The 19,060-nt window shown below is 72.2% G+C and carries 7 protein-coding genes and 2 pseudogenes; 5 read left to right on the forward strand and 4 right to left on the reverse strand.

Translation table 11 applies throughout. From position 1 onward, the window contains the following. Positions 1 to 7 precede the first annotated feature (7 nt). The gene (locus tag ACFU97_RS28325) at positions 8 to 961 is read right to left on the reverse strand and encodes a fumarylacetoacetate hydrolase family protein (RefSeq protein ID WP_384261923.1); all 954 of its coding nucleotides are present in this window, start codon (positions 959 to 961) and stop codon (positions 8 to 10) included. A gap of 156 nt (positions 962 to 1,117) precedes the next feature. On the opposite strand from ACFU97_RS28325, the gene ACFU97_RS28330 reads away from it, so the two are divergent. Further along, the gene (locus ACFU97_RS28330; RefSeq protein ID WP_384262033.1) at positions 1,118 to 1,789 is read left to right on the forward strand and encodes a TetR/AcrR family transcriptional regulator; all 672 of its coding nucleotides are present in this window, start codon (positions 1,118 to 1,120) and stop codon (positions 1,787 to 1,789) included. A gap of 66 nt (positions 1,790 to 1,855) precedes the next feature. Here ACFU97_RS28330 and ACFU97_RS28335 read toward each other — a convergent pair. From ACFU97_RS28335 to ACFU97_RS28345, 3 genes and pseudogenes are all read right to left on the reverse strand, one after another. Continuing rightward, positions 1,856 to 2,489, reverse strand: a pseudogene (locus ACFU97_RS28335) (transposase family protein); the annotation flags it as partial. A gap of 38 nt (positions 2,490 to 2,527) precedes the next feature. Continuing rightward, positions 2,528 to 2,692, reverse strand: coding sequence for a hypothetical protein (locus ACFU97_RS28340; protein WP_384262044.1), 165 nt, complete (start codon positions 2,690 to 2,692; stop codon positions 2,528 to 2,530). Positions 2,693 to 2,718: 26 nt separating this feature from the next. Beyond that, positions 2,719 to 2,907: pseudogene (locus ACFU97_RS28345) on the reverse strand (LysR substrate-binding domain-containing protein); the annotation flags it as partial. On the opposite strand from ACFU97_RS28345, the gene ACFU97_RS28350 reads away from it, so the two are divergent. The 4 genes from ACFU97_RS28350 to ACFU97_RS28365 form a co-directional block, all read left to right on the forward strand. Further along, positions 2,864 to 3,064: a DUF6233 domain-containing protein gene (locus ACFU97_RS28350; RefSeq protein ID WP_384261926.1), complete on the forward strand. Its 201-nt coding sequence runs from the start codon at positions 2,864 to 2,866 to the stop codon at positions 3,062 to 3,064. The pseudogene ACFU97_RS28345 and the gene ACFU97_RS28350 sit on opposite strands and share 44 nt — an antisense overlap. 176 nt (positions 3,065 to 3,240) lie before the next feature. Continuing rightward, positions 3,241 to 4,965 (forward strand): fatty acyl-AMP ligase, encoded by a 1,725-nt coding sequence (locus tag ACFU97_RS28355; protein WP_384261929.1) that lies wholly within the window; start codon positions 3,241 to 3,243, stop codon positions 4,963 to 4,965. A gap of 158 nt (positions 4,966 to 5,123) precedes the next feature. After that, positions 5,124 to 18,836: an SDR family NAD(P)-dependent oxidoreductase gene (locus tag ACFU97_RS28360; RefSeq protein ID WP_384261932.1), complete on the forward strand. Its 13,713-nt coding sequence runs from the start codon at positions 5,124 to 5,126 to the stop codon at positions 18,834 to 18,836. 33 nt (positions 18,837 to 18,869) lie between these two features. Further along, positions 18,870 to 19,060 (forward strand): hypothetical protein (locus ACFU97_RS28365; protein ID WP_384261935.1); only part of this gene is annotated, 191 nt, incomplete at its 3' end.

Consider the following 19,060-nt stretch of genomic DNA (forward strand, 5'->3'; position numbering starts at 1 on the left):
GGAGTCGTCAGCGGGTGCGCACCACCGTGCGCTGTTGGCCGAGATCGAGTACGCCGTCATCGGTCGCGATGCGAGCCGTGACCGCGTCGCCGTCCTTGAGGTAGTCGGGGTTCGCCTGCTGGCGGGCGAAGAACTTCTGCCAGCGCTTGTGTGGCGGCAGCAGGGCGGCGAGCGTGGTCAGGAGCCTGCCGGGGGATTTCAGGGCGGTGCCGCCGGGCGTTCCGGTGAGCAGGACGTCACCGGGTTGCAGCGTCTGAAAGCGGGCCAGCAGGCTGAGTGCACGGGCGGGTCGGACGATCATGTCCGTGGTGGTGCGGTCCTGCCGCGTGGTCCCGTTGACCTTCAGCGTGAGCCGCAGGTCCGGCAGGCGGGCCAGATCGTCGGCATCGACCAGTAGCAGCCGGGGCCCGAGCGGAGTGAAGGTCGGGTACGACTTGGACTCGTAGAACTGCGTCTTGGGCAGCTGCAGGTCGCGGGCGCTGACGTCGTTGGCGACGACCAGCGCGGCGACGTACTGGGACAGCGTGGAGTTGGTGATCTCGGTGCCGACCGGCAGGTCCGCACCCATCACCAGCCCGAGCTCCACCTCGTAGTCCAGGAAGCGCACGTGGTGGGGACGGACAATGTCCTGGTACGGGCCGTTGACGGACCCCGACGCCTTGCGGAAGAACGCGGGCGGGACGGTGTCAGGGTCGAATCCGGAGTCCAGCGCGTGGGAACGGTAGTTGACCATCTGTGCCACCACCCGGCAGGGGGTGGTGACGGGCGACAGCAGCTCGGCCTCTCCAGCGGAAAGCCCGGCGTCGCGGTCAGCAGTGGCGCGGGCAGCCGCCTGCCGCACGGCGGAACGGTCGGCGAGCAGGCCGGCGGTGGTGTCCGCGTGCGTGTCGACGCGGTGTAGCAGTCCTGTGCTGCTCTCCACCCACCAGCCGTCTGAGGTGCGGACGACCTGGATACTCATCGGCTCTCCTGAGTCCTGGACAGACGTCGACCAGGCCGCTCCCGCGAGCAACGCCAGTCAGTAGTGATGTGAGAATCAGTCCAGATGACAGCATCGTCAATGGCCGTCAGTAGCGATGAAACTATCAGAACTGATTCAATGGGTTAAGGTAAAAGGATGAACGTCGACCGACAGGGCAAGGCCACCAGCCGGATGCCCAGCTCGCCGCCCAACCGCCTGGACCGGCGCAAGGCGCGTACCCGAGCCGCGCTGATCGCCGCCGCGCAGGGGTTTCTCGCCGCGCAGGGGCGGACCGACGTGAGCATCCAGGAAATCACCGAGGCGGCGGACGTCGGCTTCGGCTCCTTCTACAATCACTTCACCAGCAAAGACGAGCTGTTTGACGCCGCCGTCGCCCTCACCCTGGAGGAACACGGCGTCCTCCTGGAATCCGTCGTGGGAAAGCTGAAGGACCCCGCGGAGATCTTCGCCGCCAGTGTCCGCCTGACCGGCCGGCTGCAGCGCACCCACACACAGATCGCCAGGATCCTCGTCCGCACCGGCATGCCCTACCTGACCTCCGACAGCGGCCTGGCCCCGCGGGCGATGCGGGACCTGCAGGCCGCCGCCGACGACGGACGGCTGGACATCGACGACCCGCAGACCGCCGTGGCGATGGTCGGCGGCGCCCTGCTCGGGGTGCTCCACCTGCTGGAGACCCGCCCAGACCTCGATGCCGAGCATGTTTCCGATCAACTGGCCGCTCGCCTGCTGCGCATGTTCGGCATGACACGCGCCGAAGCACAGGAGATCGCCAGTCGGCCCCTGCCAGCGCTGCCCGCGGCCTGACCCAGGCGATTGCCGGATGGCGTCCCCCAAGTGGTGGAGCCGATCAAGTGACCGAATGAGCAGGTCACTGCGGCCCTTGCGGTGGGCGGCGTTGTGCTCCTCTTTCCAGTTCGGTAGTTCGGCCTGGTCGCGTTCCCGGCGGTGAGGGATGACCAGGCCGGTGCCGCGGGTGGCCACCGTGAGCGATCACGGTTGTCCTGTCGACGGCGGCCTTCGCGCTGGACAGTTCCCATGCCTTGCAGTCGTTGTGGTTACCCGGCAGGGGCCGGCCGACGGCGACGACGCACCGGGTGTCGGCGTCGATGACGACCTGATGGTTGGTGGAGTACCGGTAGTTCTTCGAACGCTCGGCGATGCTGTGATCGCGGGTGGGAACCGAGGTGCCGTCCACGATCAGCACGGCATCCTTGCGGAACCGCCGGCGCTGGCGCAGAGCGAGGGTGGGCCCGAGGTGGTCGATGATGCGGTCGGCGGCCGACTTCGAGATCCCGAACGGCAGCGCGAGCTGTCGCAGTGTCATATTGGTCCGCCAGTAGGCGATGATCAGCAGCACGCGGTCCTCCAGCGGCAGACCCCACGGCCGTCCCCTGCGTCCTGCGACCGCGCCCTCCTTGCGCGGAGCGGTGATGAGCGTGCCGAACTGCTGCGGGCTCTGTCCTGTGAACGGGCTCTTCCAACGGGGTTCCGATGCCGTGATCACGGCGAGATCATCTTCCGGCCCCGAGGAGCCGTGCTGAGCTACGGGATCTCGGGGTACTGAGGGCGCTTCCGCTTGAGCTTGGCCAGGTCACTGAGATCGATGCCCGTGGCCTTGGCATACTGCCTGGACCAGTCGGCGACGCCCGCCACCGCGAACGCCCGGTCGACCACCTCGCGGTTGCCGTAGCCCGGCGGAAAGTCCACGAAGGGCTCTTCCGCGAGGTCCGCCAGTGCCACCTCCCTCGTTTTGCAAGCGGATGGGCGGCGCTCACCACCAGGACGAGTGGCGCGGTGGCCAGCTCCCGTGCGTCGATCCCGGCGTGATTGTGCTCGGGCAGCGACAGGAAGGCCACGTCCAGGTCTGCGGAGCAGCGCGTGCGCCAGTCCCACCGATCCGGTCGTCGCCGGCGCCGCACCATCGGCCGTGACGAGGCCCGCCGACTGCTCGCCGACGGACTGCGCGCCTGTACCCACTGCCGCCCGAGACGCGGCTGGACATCCCGTTTGGACACCCAGCGTTTACATGCCTCCAGCCCGTTGACCCATGGGACTTGTTATCGTGCTACTCGTCGGTAGTAATCAAGCGGGGGGCGGGGATTCTGTGGCGGCATCGCCACAGCTTTCCGGCGGGGGGCCGAGAAGGGTGACCTGGCAAGGGGGCCGGGTCGCCCCAGGGCTTTCGCGTGTACATATCACGCGGACATCGAACTCCAGTTCCCTCGCCCGCTGATCCGAACGGGTGAGACTGTCACATGGTTCGTACTCTGGTCGATTTATTGACCGCGCACGCTTCGCAACAGCCTGACCGCACCGCGTACCGGTACCTGGTCACGGGTGACTGTGACGGTGAGGTCCGGGAGATCTCCTACGGGCAACTGGCCCGCCGCTCCCAGGCCATCGCCGCCTGGCTCCAGGAGCGCGGTCTGGCCGGCTCCCGAGCCATGCTGTTGTATCCGCCCGGCCTCGAATTCATCCCTGCGTTCCTGGGCTGCCTCGCCGCCGGTGTCATCGCCGTGCCGGGGGTGCCCCCGCGGGGGCGGTCGCAGAACCACCGGGCCCTGATCCGGATGAAGCGGCTGATCGCCGACGCGGACGCCAAGGTGATCCTCGGCGGACGTGAAGTCATCGGCGCCCTGGGCGAGTTGGCGCAGCACCTGCCCGAGACGGAGGGGATCACCTGCGTCACCACCGAGGACATCCCCGACGATGCGGCCGGCTCCTGGCGAGAACCCGGTCTCACCGCCGACTCGGTCGCCTTCCTGCAGTACACCTCCGGCTCCACCTCCGCACCGCGCGGGGTGATGGTGACGCACGGCAATGTGGTGGACAACGAACGGGTCGTCACGGAGCAGATGGGGCACACCCCGGACACGATCGCGGAGTACGGCCACGAGATGTACGTCAGCTGGCTGCCCGTGTACCACGACATGGGCCTCATCGGCCCGGTCCTCAACACGGTCCACCTCGGTGTGACCGCCACCCTCTTCTCGCCGCTGCACTTCCTGCAGCAGCCCCAGCGCTGGCTCAGCGCGGTCACCCGCTACCGCCCGCACACCAGTGGCGGCCCCAACTTCGCGTACGAGCTGTGTCTGAAGCACGCCACTCCCGGGCTCCTCGGGGAGCTCGACCTGAGCAGCTGGAGGGTCGCCTTCAACGGCGCCGAACCGGTTCGGGCCGCCACCCTGCGACGGTTCAGCGAGACCTTCGGCGCGGCCGGCTTCCGCCGCGAGGCCCTCTACCCGTGCTACGGCCTCGCCGAGGCCACCCTGATGGTCACCGGCGGCTCGGTGGACGCCGAGCCGACGCTGCTCGACGCCGGGGGGAGTGGCCCGCACGCGGGCGCTGCGGACGCGGCGGCGGTCGGCTGCGGTCGTCCCGGCCCCGGCCTGACCGTGGTGATCGCCGACCCCGAAGGGCAGGAGGAGTTGCCCGAGGGCGAGGTCGGCGAGATCTGGGTCGGCGGCGCGAGCGTCGCCAAGGGGTACTGGCGCAACGCCCTCGCCACCCGCGAGACCTTCCGGGCCACGCTGACCGGCCGTGAGGGCCGCTTTCTGCGCACCGGCGACCTCGGGTTCCTGCGGAACGGCGAACTGTTCGTCACCGGCCGTCTCAAGGACCTGATCGTCATCGACGGCCGCAACCACTACCCGCAGGACCTGGAGTTGTCGGCGGAGCTGTCGCATCCGGCGCTGCGGCCAGGCTGCACGGCCGCGTTCTCCGTGGACGGCGCCGCGGAGGGCGAGCAGCCCGTCGTCGTCGCAGAGGTGGCCCCGGAAACGGCGGGCGAGGCGGAGAAGATCGCCGACCAGGTCCGCAGCGCGATCGCCGAGGCCCACGGCCTGTCGGCGCGCGACGTCGTGCTGGTCCACCCCGGCACCATTCCGAAGACGTCCAGCGGAAAGATCCAGCGCCGGGCCACCCGGGCCGCATACCTCGACGGCACCTTGTCCGTGCTCGGCGTGCCCGTACAGAGGTGACGTCACCCGTCACCGGTGGGGCGCCCGCACCGGTGACGGCCCGCCCGAGGTACCCGCCGCCGTACGGGACCCGCAACCGTCCGACGCGGCGGCCCTACCGGTCCCGTTCCGTGCGTACGGAAACCGCCTGAACCACCGTTCCTGAGGACACCTGACCAATGCCTGCGAACGAGTTCTCGAAGCAGTCCGCCGAGACGTGTGTCAACACATCCGAGGAACTGCGCGCCTGGCTGGTGTCGGCCGTCGCCGAGGCCGCCGGGCTCGACCCGCTGGCCGTCGACCCCGACCGGCCGATCGCCGAACTCGGCCTGGGGTCACGCCAATTGGTGACCATGGCCGCGGAGCTTGCCGCGCGGACCGGCCGGCCGGTGGAGCCGTCCCTTGTCTTCAACCACCCCACGATCACCGAGCTCGCCGACGCGATCCTCGGCGAACGGCCCAAGGCGGACGACGACTTGGCGCCGGGCGACGCCCCCGTGCGGGCGACGGGCGGTGACATCGCGATCGTCTCGATGGCCTGCCGCTTCCCCGGTGGCGCCGACGATCCCGAGGCGCTGTGGCGGCTGCTGGCCGCGGGCGAGGACGTCATCTCCGAGGTACCGAAGGGCCGTTGGCGATCCCAGGGGCTTTTCGACCCCGACCCGGAGGCTGTGGGCAAGGCGTACAGCCTGCGGGGCGGCTTCCTCGACGGCATCGACCACTTCGACGCCCCCTTCTTCGGCATCTCGTCGCGAGAGGCCGCGGCCATGGACCCGCAGCAGCGGCTGCTGCTGCAGACGAGCTGGGAGGCGATCGAGCGGGCCGGGATCGTCCCCAAGGCGCTCCACGGCAGCTCCACGGGCGTCTACATCGGCCTGTACGACAGCGGATACCTCGCTTCGGCCTCGCTTGCCCAGCTCGACGGGCACATCGGCACGGGCTCGGCGCCCAGCGTGGCCTCCGGGCGCATCGCCTACACCCTCGGTCTGCAGGGCCCGGCGGTCACCGTCGACACAGCCTGCTCGTCGTCCCTCGTCGCCCTGCACCTCGCGGCCCGGGCGCTGGCGGGCGGCGAGTGCGACCTCGCGCTGGCGGGCGGCGCGACGCTGCTGGTGACCCCGCGCGGGCACGTCGAGTTCAGCAGGCTGCGCGGGCTGTCGCCGTCCGGACGGTGCAGCCCCTTCTCGGCCGGCGCGGACGGCGTGGTGTGGGCCGAAGGCTGCGGTGTGGTCCTGCTGAAGCGGCTCGCGGACGCCCGCCAGGACGGCGACCGGGTCCTCGCCGTCATCAAGGGCTCGGCAATCAACCAGGACGGACGCAGCCAGGGACTGAGCGCCCCGAACGGACCTGCCCAGGAACGGGTGGTGCGCGCGGCCCTGGACGCCGCCGGTATCGAGCCGGACGACCTGGACTATGTGGAGGCACACGGCACGGGTACCCCGCTCGGCGATCCCATCGAGGGCCGGGCACTGGCCGCCGTGTTCGGACCGGGCCGCCCGGCCGCCCGGCCGCTGGGCGTCGGCTCCCTGAAGTCCAACATCGGTCACACGCAGGCCGCGGCGGGCATCGGCGGCGTCATCAAGACGGTGCTGGCCCTCGGGCACGAGCAGATACCGGCGTCGCTGCACGCCGAGGCGCTCACCGAGCACATCGACTGGGCGGGCGGCGGCCTGCGCGTGCCGGGCGGCGCCCAGGCGTGGCCGCGCAGTGGCGATCGGCTGCGCCGAGCGGGAGTGAGCGCGTTCGGGATCAGCGGCACCAATGCGCACGTGGTGCTGGAGGAGGCACCACTGGATGTCGTACGGCCAGGAGCGGAAGGGGAGCCGTCGGGTACCGCGACTCTCTTCCCGCTCTCAGCCGGTACTCTTCCCGCCCTCGAGAGGCAGGCCCGGCGCCTGCATGAATTCCTGGCCGGACAGCCGCAGTTGCCGGTGGGGGCGGTGGCCGCGACGCTGGCCCACCACCGTACCCACTTCGAGCACCGGGCCGTCGTCCGGGCAAGCAACCGCGACGATCTGCTGACGGCCCTGCACGGATTGGCCGGGGGACGGCCGGAGACGGACCTTACCGTCGGTCCCCAGCAGACGGCCCCGGCAGGCAAGTTGGCGTTCGTCTTTCCGGGCCAGGGCGCCCAGTGGGCCGGCATGGCCCGCGACCTGCTTGCGCACGACCCGGTGTTCGCCGACGAACTCGACCGCTGCGACGGTGCCCTGCGCCCGTTCACCGAGTGGTCGGTGGCGGCCGTTCTGCGCGGCGACGCGGGCGCGCCGTCCCTGGACCGCGTGGATGTCGTCCAGCCGGTGCTCTTCGCCGTGATGGTGTCCCTGGCCGCAGTATGGCGGGCCCGTGGCGTACGGCCCGACGGCGTGATCGGGCACAGCCAGGGCGAGGTCGCCGCGGCCTGCGTCGCCGGAACTCTGAGTCTCAATGACGCGGCGGCGGTCGTCGCCCTGCGCAGCCAGGCTCTGACCGGGCTGTCCGGCACCGGCGCCATGGCCGTCGTCGCCCTTCCGCACACCGACGTCGAGGCCCGCCTCGAAGGTCTGGGCGGACGGGTTTCGGTCGCCGCCGTGAACAGCGGCCGTTCGACGGTGATCGCCGGTGCCGTGGAGCCGCTGGCGGCGTTCCTTGCCGACCTCGACCGGGAGCAGGTGTTCGTCCGTCGCCTCGACGTCGACTACGCCTCCCACAGCACTCAGGTCGAGCAGGTCCACGGACTGATCGTGGACGAACTCGACGGCGTCACCACCTGTCCGACGTCGGTCGCCTGGTATTCGACGGTTACCGGTGAGCCGGTCACCGAGGAACTGGAGGCCGACTACTGGTACACCAACCTTCGCGAACCCGTCCGCTTCGCGCCCACCGTCGAGCGCATGGCGGCCGACGGCTACCGCTACTTCGTCGAACTCAGCCCCCACCCGTCCCTGCTCACCGCGCTGCACACGATCGGCGAGGACTGCGGCCGCGAACTGGTCGCCGTGGGCTCGCTCCGCCGAGACGAGGACGGGGCCGCGTGTCTGGACCGCGCCGCCGCCGAACTCCACGTCCACGGACGGAAGATCGACTGGCGTCGTCTGGTTGCGGACACCGTGCCCGCGGACCTGCCGACCTACGCCTGGGACGCGCAGCGCCACTGGATCGAGTCCGAGTCCGCCGCCGGCGCCCCCGGCCTGTTCGACCGCTCCGCGCACCCGTTGCTCGGGATTCAGCTGCAGTCGGCGGACGAAACCCGCTGGACCTTCCGCAACGAGTGGTCCCCGTCGACCACCGACTGGCTGCCCGATCACACCGTCTTCGGCAGGACCGTGGTGTCGGGTACGACCCTGATGGAGCTGTGTCGCGCCGCCCTCGCCGTGGCCCGCCCGGACGAACCGGCCGACGTCACAGACCTGCTCCTGCTCACGCCCCTCGTGCTCTCCGTCTCCGGCACGGTCGAAGTGTCCGTCGAGGTCGTCACGGCCGGCCCCGTTCCGGAGATCACTGTGCACAGCCGCCCGCGGGGCCAGGAGGCCACGGGCTGGACCCTGCACGCAACCGCCTGCGCTGACGAGGCGGCGCCGGTGACGGCCGGGCAGCCTCCGGTCCGGCCGGAGACGGCCGAACCCGGGTGGAGCCCGGAGACGTACGAGCGGCTGACCGGGCTCGGCCTCGGCTACGGACCCGCTTTCCAGGGCGTACGCGAGGCGGTGGTGACCGGCGGCGGCGAGCTGCTGGCCCGGCTGTCACTCCCGGACGCTGCCCGTGACCTGAGTGACCCCTACCCGGTCCACCCGGCGCTGCTGGACTCCGCGCTCCACGTGGCCGCCGCGTTCGACGCCTCCGACGGCCGGGTGCTGCTGCCGGTCGCGGTGGGCCGCTGCGCCCTGCATCACGGTGGCGCGAACGAGCTCATCGCGTCCGTACGGCAAACCGGCGGCTCCGGCACGGACCTCACGCTGGACGTGACGCTGTGGGACACCGACGGTATCCCTGCCGGCAGGCTGGAGGGCGTGCGGCTGCGGGCCGCGAATGCGGCGGACCTCATCAGCGGCTCGGAGAACGGCCGGCACCTGTACGAGCCGACGTGGACGGCGGTGACCGAAGAGCCCTCTGAAGGACCGGACAGCGAGTGGGCCGTCGTCGGCGACCCGTCCGACCCGCAGGCCGCAGCGGCGCTCAGCGGACTCGAGGCGGCCGGGATCCGGCTCCGCGAGACCGGCGCTGACGTCCTGGTGCGGTTCTGGCCTCTCCCGGCCGAAGACGACGAAATCGCCCTTGCAGCACACGAGTTGGCGGCAACCGCCCTGGCCGAACTGCAAAGCCTCATCACGCACGAGGTAGCGCCCACGCGGACCGTATGGGTGACCCGCGGTGCGGTCGCCGCCGGTGAGGCGGACACGGTGTCCGGCCTGGCACAGTCGGTCCTGTGGGGCCTGGCCCGCAGCGCCCGCATCGAGCACCCGGACCTCGGACTGACCCTGCTCGACCTCGACGGCTCCGACGATCCCGCGGACGCCCTGCGGGCCGCAGTGGCGCACCGCGGTGAGCCCGAACTCGCTCTGCGTTCGGGCACGCTGCTCGCCCCTCGGCTGGTTCGCGCCCGCGCCGCCGGCCCGGCCGTACCCGGCTCGGTGCCCACGGACGGCACGGTGTTGATCACTGGGGGCCTGGGTGCCGTCGGTCGCCACATCGCCCGCCTCGTGGCCGAACGCGGCGTCCCCCGCCTGCTGCTGACGTCCCGCCGGGGCACCGCCGATCCGCGCACCGCCGAGGTCACCGAGGAACTCGCCGCGCTCGGAGCCGAGGTCGAGGTGGCGGCGTGCGACGTCGCGGACGCGACGGCCGTGGCCGACGTGCTCGGCAGTGTCGGTGACGAGCTGCCGCTGAGGGGCATCGTGCACTGCGCCGGCGTCCTGGACGACGGGGTGGTCGCCGAGCTGACGCACGAACGCCTCGCTCGGGTGCTGCGCCCCAAGGTCGACGGCGCCGCCCATCTGCACCGGGTCACCGCCGACATGCCGCTCGAGATGTTCGTGCTGGTCTCCTCGGCTGCCGGTGTCGCAGGCAACGCGGGCCAGGCCAACTACGCGGCCGCCAACGTCTTTCTCGACCAACTGGCCCACCACCGCCGGGCCTTGGGCCTGCCTGCCGTGGCGGTCTCGTTCGGCGCGTGGGCGGGCGAGGGCCTTGCCGCCGAACACGCCGACCTCGCGGGGATGGCCCGTCTCGGCCACCGTGCCCTCACTCCCGACCAGGGCCGCGACCTGGTGGAACTCGCCCTGCGCCGGAGCACCCCGCACCTGGTCGCCTGGGCCCTGGACCTCACGCGCCTGCGCGAGACCATGGCCGCCGCGGGTGACCCCGCGGCCGCGTTGTGGCGCTCGCTGCTGCCCGCGCCGCGCACCGGCCGGGACGGCGGCGACGCCCTGGCGGACCGCCTGGCCCGGCTGCCGGAAGCCGAACGCGCCGAACGTGTCCTGGCCCTGGTTCGCGAAGAGGCGTCCCGCACCCTCGGTCTGCGCTCGGCGGAGTCCGTCCGCCCCGACCAGCCACTGCGCGAGCTCGGCATGGACTCCGTGACCGCGGTCGAACTCCGCAACCGCCTCGCCGCCGGCCTCGGCGCCCGGCTCCCCGCGACCCTGCTGTTCGACCACCCCACCCCGGCCCGTCTCGCCGAGTACTTGCTGACCAACACCCTTGCGGCGAGTGGACGTACGGCCCGCCGCAGCGATCCGCGCCCCACCCGCAGCGCGACCGCGCCCACCGACGAGCCGGTGGCCGTCGTCGCCATGGCCTGCCGACTGCCGGGCGGAGTGAGCGATCCGGAGGAACTGTGGCGGCTGGTCGCGGAGGGCCGCGACGCGGTCGGCCCGTTCCCGTCCGGACGCTGGGACGTGGAGTCGCTGTACGACCCCGACCCGGACGCCCCGGGCAAGTCGTACGCCCGGGAAGGCGGCTTCCTGGACGACATCGAGTCCTTCGACGCGGGCTTCTTCGGCATCACCCCGAAGGAGGCGGCGGCCATGGACCCGCAGCAGCGGCTGCTCCTGGAGACGGCGTGGGAGGCACTCGAGCGCGCCGGGATCGTGCCCGCCCGACTTGCGGGCAGCACCACCGGCGTGTACGTCGGCATGTTCGGCAGCGACTACCTGTCGGGCTCCCGGCTCGACCAGCTCGACGGCTACGTCGGCACGGGCTCGGCGCTCAGCGTGGCCTCCGGCCGGCTCAGCTATGCGCTCGGGCTGCACGGTCCGGCGTTGACGGTGGACACGGCGTGCTCGTCGTCGCTGGTGGCGGTGCACCTGGCGACGCAGGCGCTCCGGTCGGGCGAGTGCGACCTGGCACTCGCCGGAGGTGTGACGCTCATGGTGACGCCGGGCACCTTCGTGGAATTCAGCCGACTGCGGGGCCTGTCCGCGACCGGACGCTGCCGTTCCTTCTCCGACGACGCCGACGGCGCCATATGGTCCGAGGGCGTCGGCATGATCGTACTGAAGCGGCTGAGTGACGCCCAGCGCGACGGTGACCAGGTGCTGGCCGTGGTGCGCGGCACGGCCGTCAACCAGGACGGCCGCAGTCAGGGGTTGTCCGCGCCCAACGGTCCGGCTCAGGAGCAGGTGATCCGCCGAGCCCTGGAGCTGTCCCGGCTGGAGCCCGCCGACATCGACTACGTCGAAGCGCACGGGACGGGCACGACGCTGGGAGACCCGATCGAGGCGAACGCCCTGTCGCAGGTCTTCGGCGACTCGCGCCCCCACGACCGCCCGCTGTACCTCGGCTCGCTCAAGTCCAACCTCGGGCATACGCAGGCCGCTTCGGGCGTGGCCGGGCTGATCAAGGTGGTCCAGTCGCTGCGCCACCAGACCCTTCCCGCCACCCTGCACGCGGGCACGCCCAGCCGGCACGTCGACTGGGACGGCAGCGGGTTGCAGCTGCTGCAACAGGCGGCGGCCTGGCCGCCGGCGGGGGAGCGGTCCCGGCGTGCCGGGGTCAGCGCCTTCGGGATCAGCGGAACCAACGCGCATGTGATCCTCGAAGAGGCTCCGCCGGTCGAGGCCGAGCAGGCGAGCGAAGTCCCGCCCGGGAAACGGTTGTTCGTGCTGTCCGGGCGGAGCGAGGCAGCACTGCGAGGCCAGGCCGCGCGGCTGGCCAGGCACCTGGCCGAGGACATCGCGCTGCCGGATGTCGCCCACACCCTGGCGCTGCACCGCAGCCACTTGGAGTGGCGGGCGGCGATCGCGGCGGACGACCGGGACGAACTGAGGGCGCGTCTGGACGCGTTGGGAGCCGGACGTACGCCGCTCGCACCGCCCCGCGAGGAGCAGTCGGGCAAGGTGGCCTTCGTCTTCGCCGGACACGGTGGCCAATGGCCGGGCATGGGCGTGGAGTTGATGGCTGGGTCGGAGGCGTTCCGCAAGGAACTGACCCGGATCGACGAGACGGTGCAGCGGCATGTGGGTTGGTCGGTGCTCAATGTCCTGCGGGCCCCCGAGGAATTCTCCCCGCTCGAGCGGACCGAGTACCTGCAGCCGGTGCTCTTTGCGGTCAACGCGGCGCTGGCGGCCGCCTGGCGGCGGCTCGGGGTCGCCCCGGACGCCGTGATCGGGCACAGCCTGGGTGAGATCGCCGCCGCCTACAGCGCGGGCGCCCTCACCCTCGACGACGCGGTGACCGTGGTGACCGGGCGCGCCCACGCCGTCGCACCGCTGGTCGGACGGGGCGGCATGGTGTCCGTGGAGCTGACCCGCACGGAAGTCGAGGAGCTGCTCGCGCCGTACGCGGACCGGCTCTTCGTCGCCGCCGTCAACAGCGGGACCTCCACGGCGGTCGCAGGCGACGCCGATGCGCTGGCCGAGCTGTGCCGGACCCTCGGCGAGCAGCAGATCCCCGTAAGACGGCTGTCGACGCCGTTCGCCTCGCACACTCCGCTGATGGAACCCGTGCGCGCGGAAATCCTCGACCGGTTCTCCGGCATCCGGGCCGGGCAGGCGTCGACCCCCCTGTACTCGACGGTGCTGGGCGAACCCGTGCCCGGTGACCGGCTGGACGCCGGCTACTGGTACGCCAACCTCAGGCAGCCCGTCCGTTTCGCGGACACGGTCCGACGGATGCTGGACGACGGCTACCGCTACTTCGTCGAGCTCAGCCCGCACCCCTCGCTGCTCTCCTCCATCGAGGCGGTGGCCGCGGAGGCCGGGATCGACGCGGTCGGCGTCGGCTCGCTGCGTCGGGAGCAGGGCGGACACGACGTGCTGCTGCGCAGGGTGGGCGAGTTGTACGCAGCCGGGCACACGCCCGACTGGCCGGTACTGTTCCCGCACGGCCGCCGCGTCGACCTGCCCACGTACGCCTTCGCCCGCGAGCGGCACTGGCTCGCGCCCGCCCCGGCCACCGCGGCGGGCTCCTCGCCGATCCTCGGTACGCACATCGAGTCCAGTGACGAGCCCGACCGGCACACCTTCCAGAGTGAGATCGACCTGGGGGACAGTCGCTTCGCCTATCTGACCGACCACCAGGTCGGCGGCGAGGTCTGGCTGCCCGGCGCCGCCTTCCTGGACATGGCACTGGAGGCCGCGTCCGCGGTGGCGGACGGCCGCGAAGTACGCCTGGCCGACGTCAAGTTCCTCCAGCCGCTGCGCCTGGGCGAAGACCGGCCCGTACGGCTGCAACTCGTCCTGCGGCCCGCCGAAGGCGGCTCCCGGGACTTCACCATCGCATCGGCGGCTGCGGGTGAGCGCGGCACGCGGTGGGAGCAGCACGTCATCGGACGCGTCGCGCCGGTCTGCGACGAGCCGACCGCCGACGTCGCGCTTTCCGGCGTGCGCGAGCAGTGCCTCGAAGCAGTCGACCTGCCGTCCGTCTACGCCGGGTTGACCGCCCTCGGCATCGACTACGGCCCCGCCTTCCGAGGGCTCGAGGAGGGCCACCGCACGCACGACCAGTGCCTCGGCCGACTGGCCGCCCGGCCCGCAGCGGGTCACCTCCTGCACCCAGCGGTTCTCGACGCCGCTTTCCACACGGCCGCCCTGCCCGGCGACGCACCCGGGGACCGCGCGTTCGTGCCTGCGGGGGTTGGACGCCTGCGGTTCACCGGGCTGCGCGGCACGCCCACGTGGGTGACCTGCCGGCTGCGCTCCACGGCCCAGGACACCGCCGTCCTGGACCTCAGGCTCTGGGACGAGGACGAGCAACTCGTCCTTGAGGCGGAGGAGTTCGAGCTGGCGGCGCTCTCGCCGCTGAACGGGGCGCTCTTCGAGACCCGCTGGCAACCGCGGCCGGTGGCGCAGGAGCCGCCCACCGAGGGCAGGTGGCTGATCCTGGCCGACGAGAGCGGGGCCGCCGCGGAACTCGGCAAGCGGCTCGGTTCCTCCGTGCCGCATGTCATCGCCCGCAGGGGGACCGTGTTCGGCGCCGAGGGGCCCGGCCGGTACCTGCTCGACCCGGCCGATCCGCAGCACCTGGCCCGGCTCCTGGACGAGGCGTTCCCGGGCGGAGCGCCCGAGCGGGTGATTCAGCTGTCCGCGCTGGATGCTCCACCCGTCGGCGACGTCGGTACGGCCAAGGAGGCGGCACGGCTGTGCTGCCTGAGCACTCTGCACCTGGTGCGCACCCTCGCCGACCGTCCGCACGGCCGGCCACCGCGCCTGTTCGTGGTCGTGCGGGGCAGCCAGGCTGCCGGTGACAGCACCCAGGTGACCAACCCGCAGCAGGCACTCGCCTGGGGCTTCGGGCTCGCGGTGGCGCAGGAGCACCCGGAGCTGTCGACCACGCTGATCGACCTGCCGCCCACCGGCGGTGTCGGCGACCTTTGGACACAGCTGAGGCACGCGGACGGCGAACGGCTCGTCGCCCTGCGCGGGGCGGGCCGACTGGTGCCGCGCCTGGCGCGCACCCACCCGGACGACGGCGGCCACGGCGATACCGGCGCGGACGGCGTGCACCTGATCACCGGCGGTCTCGGCGGCCTCGGCCGGGTCGTCGCCGAGCGACTGGTCCGCCGCGGGGCCCGCCGTCTGGCGCTGATGAGCCGGGGCACACCCGACGCGGAGACCGCGACCTGGATCAAGGGCCTTGAAGAGCGAGGCGTCACCGTGCACGTGGCGCGCGCCGACGTCGCCGACCGGGACGGCCTGGCAGCGGCTCTGGACGCCGTACGACGGACGGCGGGCCCCATCGCGACGGTTGTGCACGCGGCCGGTGTACTCGACGACGCCACCGTGGCGAACCTGACCGACGAACGCGTCCTGCGCGTGCTCGCCCCCAAGGTCCTGGGCACCGCCCTGCTCACCGAACTGGCCCCGGAAGCGGGAACATTGGTGTTGTTCGCCTCGGCGGCCGGACTCCTCGGCTCGGCCGGTCAGAGCCCGTACTCGGCGGCGAACGCCTTCCTCGACGCCTGGGCGCACCACCTCTCCCACAGCGACCGCCGAGCGCTGAGCCTGGACTGGGGTGCCTGGGCCGGCGTCGGCATGGTGTCCGAGTCGGGCACCCGAGCCGCCGAGACCAGCCGCTCCGGCCTGATCGCCTTCTCACCGCAGGAGGGCGGCGAGCTGTTCGAGCGCGTGCTGGCCACCTCCCGCCGCCAGCTCGCGCCCCTGGCCCTGGACTGGGAGATGCTGACGCTCGTTCCCGACGTGGCACGCACCCGCCCGGTCCTGGGCGACCTGGTGACCACCCCGACAGGCACGGCCGCCCCGGACGACCTCGTCAAGAAAGTGTTCGCGGCCACCAACGACCAGGACCGCGCCACCCTGCTGGAGGCGTACGTACGGGCCAGGGCCGGCGAGGTCTCCGGGGGAACGGCGGACGTGTCCGCGACCACCGCCCTGAAGGAACTCGGTCTGGACTCCCTGATGCTGGTGCGGCTGCGCAACGCCTTCGCCCGCGAACTGGGCGTCGAACTCCCGGCCGCCGCCGTGTTCGCGGCGTCCGACATCCGCGGCCTCGCCCGGACCCTGGGCGAGGCCCTGCCGGAGCGGGAGACCATGGCGCAGGAGCAGCCCGACCACCTCGGCCAGGACGTGCCGGAGACCGAACTGCGGCCCGCGACCCGCGATGTCGTACGCCTGCTGCGCAGCGCCCGGCCGGGCATGCCGGACGCGGCGCACGGCATCGGCCTGGCCGTACGGCTCACCGCGCCGACGACCCGCGAGACGCTCACCGCCATCCTCGACCGGCTCGTCGCCCGGCACGCTGCCCTGCGCACCGCGATCGTCACCGGCAGCGAAGGCGGGTGGCAACTGCTCGTGGACCGCGAGGCGGCCGAGCCGCTCCTGCGCTGGACGACCGCCGAGGGCGAAGTCGACGCCGCCGACCGGCTGCGCCGACTGCTGGAGCCTGCCTTCGATCTGGGCGGCGCGCCATTGTGGCGGTTCGAGCTCGTGGACGGCGGTGCGCGGGGACAGATCCTCGTCTTCGGCGCCCACCACGCCGTGAGCGACCTGCAGTCGCTGCTGCTCGTGGCCGGGGAGATCGATGAGGAACTGTCCGGCACCCCGCTCGGGGATGCCGTCACCAACCGCGACATCGCCCTGCTCGTCGAAGCCCAGCAGAGCGGTCCGGGGGCGGGTGCCGAGTGGCGCGAGGCCTTCAACGGCAGCGAGCGGCTCGACCTGACACTCGCCCGGCCGCGCCCCGCGACACGGTCGTACCGGGCCGGAAGCGTGACGGTGACCATTCCCGACGGCCTGATGGAGCGGGTGTCGGCAGCCGCGAGCAGCCTGGCGATCACTCCCGCCGCCTTCTGCCTCGGCACGCTGACGGTGCTGCTTGCCAGGAAGCGGGAGCGGGAGCGGTTCGTGCTCGCCGTGCCCGTTGACACCCGCGTCCACGCCGACGCCTTCGACGCGGTGGGCTTCTTCGGCGTACCGGTGCCATTCCCGGCCGAGGCCCGGGCGGACGAGGCGGTCGGCGAGGTGCTGCGCCGCACGGACGGCCGCCTGCAGCAGGTACTGGCCAAGGGCGCCATGTTCTCGGACGTCCTGGCCACGCTGGCCAGGCAGGGGCTGCACCGGCAGAACGCGCCGCTGGTCGAGGTCTACTTCAACTATGTGCGCTCCTCGCGCCGCCTCACCCGCATGGAGGTGCTGCCCGCCGGCACCGGCTATTCCGATCTCGACCTGATGATCACCATGACCCCGGACGCGGCGCGCATCCGGCTCGACCACAACCTGGACATCCTGGATGCGGCGGTCACGGCCGAACTGGGGAGGGAGTTCCTGCGGCTGCTCGGTGACACGGCCGAGGACCCGACGGCACTGGTACGGGCCGCGCAGGCTCCTGCGGCCAAGGCCCCTGCTGCCGAGGTAGCTGCCAGGCCCGCGCCGCGCCGGTCCCTGGCCCTCGCCGCGACCTTCGCCCTCGGCAATCTGCCGCTGATGTGTGAGACGGCGGTCAACGACGGGGCCGCGGACGGCGGCCTGACGATCGCCGAAGCGCCGTACCATCACGTGCTCGCGAGCCTCCAGGACCCTTCCGGCGTCTTCGCCGACCCCTCGACCGCCGTGGGCGTCGTGCTGCTGCGGGCAGCGGACCTCGAACGCTTCGGGCCCGTCGACGACGCCGTGCTCACCGAGCTGCGCACCGCCTACCCGGCCGCACTGAAGGCGCTGTCCCAACGCACCCGTACGCCACTCGTCGCCGGCTTCCTCCCCTCCGCACGGAGCGAGGACCGCCTGACGCAGTGGGAGTGCGGGATCGCCGCCGACCTGGCCGAGCTGCCGGGCATCGCGGTTGTCGGCGCCGACGACTGGACCCGGCACCACGCCGTCGAGGAACACTTCGACGAGCGGACCGAGCGGCTGGCCCATCTGCCCTTCACCCCGCCCTTCCAGGCGGCCGTGGCCCTTCGCCTGGCGGAGGTCGTACGGGCGGTGCTGCGCCCCGTGCCGAAGGTGATCGCGGTGGACGGCGACGAGACCCTGTGGGGCGGGGTGGCCGGCGAGACGGGCCCCGAGTCGGTCGACCTGACCGGTCCTCGTGCCCGGCTCGCGCGCAGGCTGCTGCAGTGGCGGGAGGCGGGCGCTCTGCTGGCGCTGGTCAGCAACAACGACGAGGCCACGGTCCGCGCCGTCCTGGACCGCCCCGGCAGCCTGTTGAAGCCGGAGCACTTCACCGTGCTCTCCGCCGGCTGGGGCCCGAAGCCGGGCCGCCTGGCCGAGGCGGCGCGCACGCTCAACCTCGGCCTGAACAGCTTCCTGTTCCTGGACGACAACCCGGCCGAGATCGCCAAGATGCGGTCGATGCTGCCGCAGGTGCTGTCGGTGACCTGCCCGCAGTCGACCGAACTGGACGAGTTCCTGGGCCGGTTGTGGCCGCTCGTCCCGGCCCCGGCGACCGCCGAGGACGCACTGCGCGCCCGTTTCTACGAGCAGGAACAGGAGCGGGAGGCCGTCCGCGAACAGGCCGGTTTCGAGGAGTTCCTCGCCCGGCTTGAGCTCGAGGTCGGCATCCGGTCCCTGTCCGACGCCGACGTCCAGCGGGCCGAGCAACTTGTGCGCCGCACCAACCAGTTCACCCTGCGCGCCCGGTCGGCCGACGGCGGCGATGTCGCCCGGTGGCGGGAGCGGGGCGAGGTGTGGACGGCCGCGGCGCGCGACCGCTTCGGTGACTACGGCCAGATCGGCCTGCTCGCGCTGCGCGCCGAGGGCGATCAACTCGACGTACTCGCCTGGCTGATGAGCTGCCGGGCGCTCGGCCGGGGCGTCGAGGAGCGCCTGTTGCAGTGGCTGGCCGACCGCGCCGAGGAACTGGGCTGCGCAAAGGTCCGCCTGACGGCGGAGCGCACCCCGCGCAACGCACCCGCCCGGCGGCTGCTTGCCGCGCTCGGCGGCGGTGACCAGGAGGACGAGCGCCTGGAGGCCGTGACCACGCCGGACCAGCTGCGGGCATTCCGCTCCTGGCAGCAGCAGTGAGGGAAACGACCGTGCACATCATGAAGGGCTCTCATGCGTGAGTTGAACGAGGACGCGGCGGCGTACACCGGACAGCGGACGGCCGCCGAGTCGATCGAGCGGGGCGGCGGTGGGCTCGGCGTGAGCGACCTGCTGGCCAGGGTGACGGCGGCGGCCACCGCAGCCGGGAACGGTGCCGCGGCCACCCCCACCCGGGACGTGAACAGCGTGGCGGAGACCATCGC

Origin of the sequence: Streptomyces sp. NPDC057616, assembly GCF_042800575.1 — a bacterium.
Taxonomy (GTDB): Bacteria; Actinomycetota; Actinomycetes; order Streptomycetales; family Streptomycetaceae; genus Streptomyces.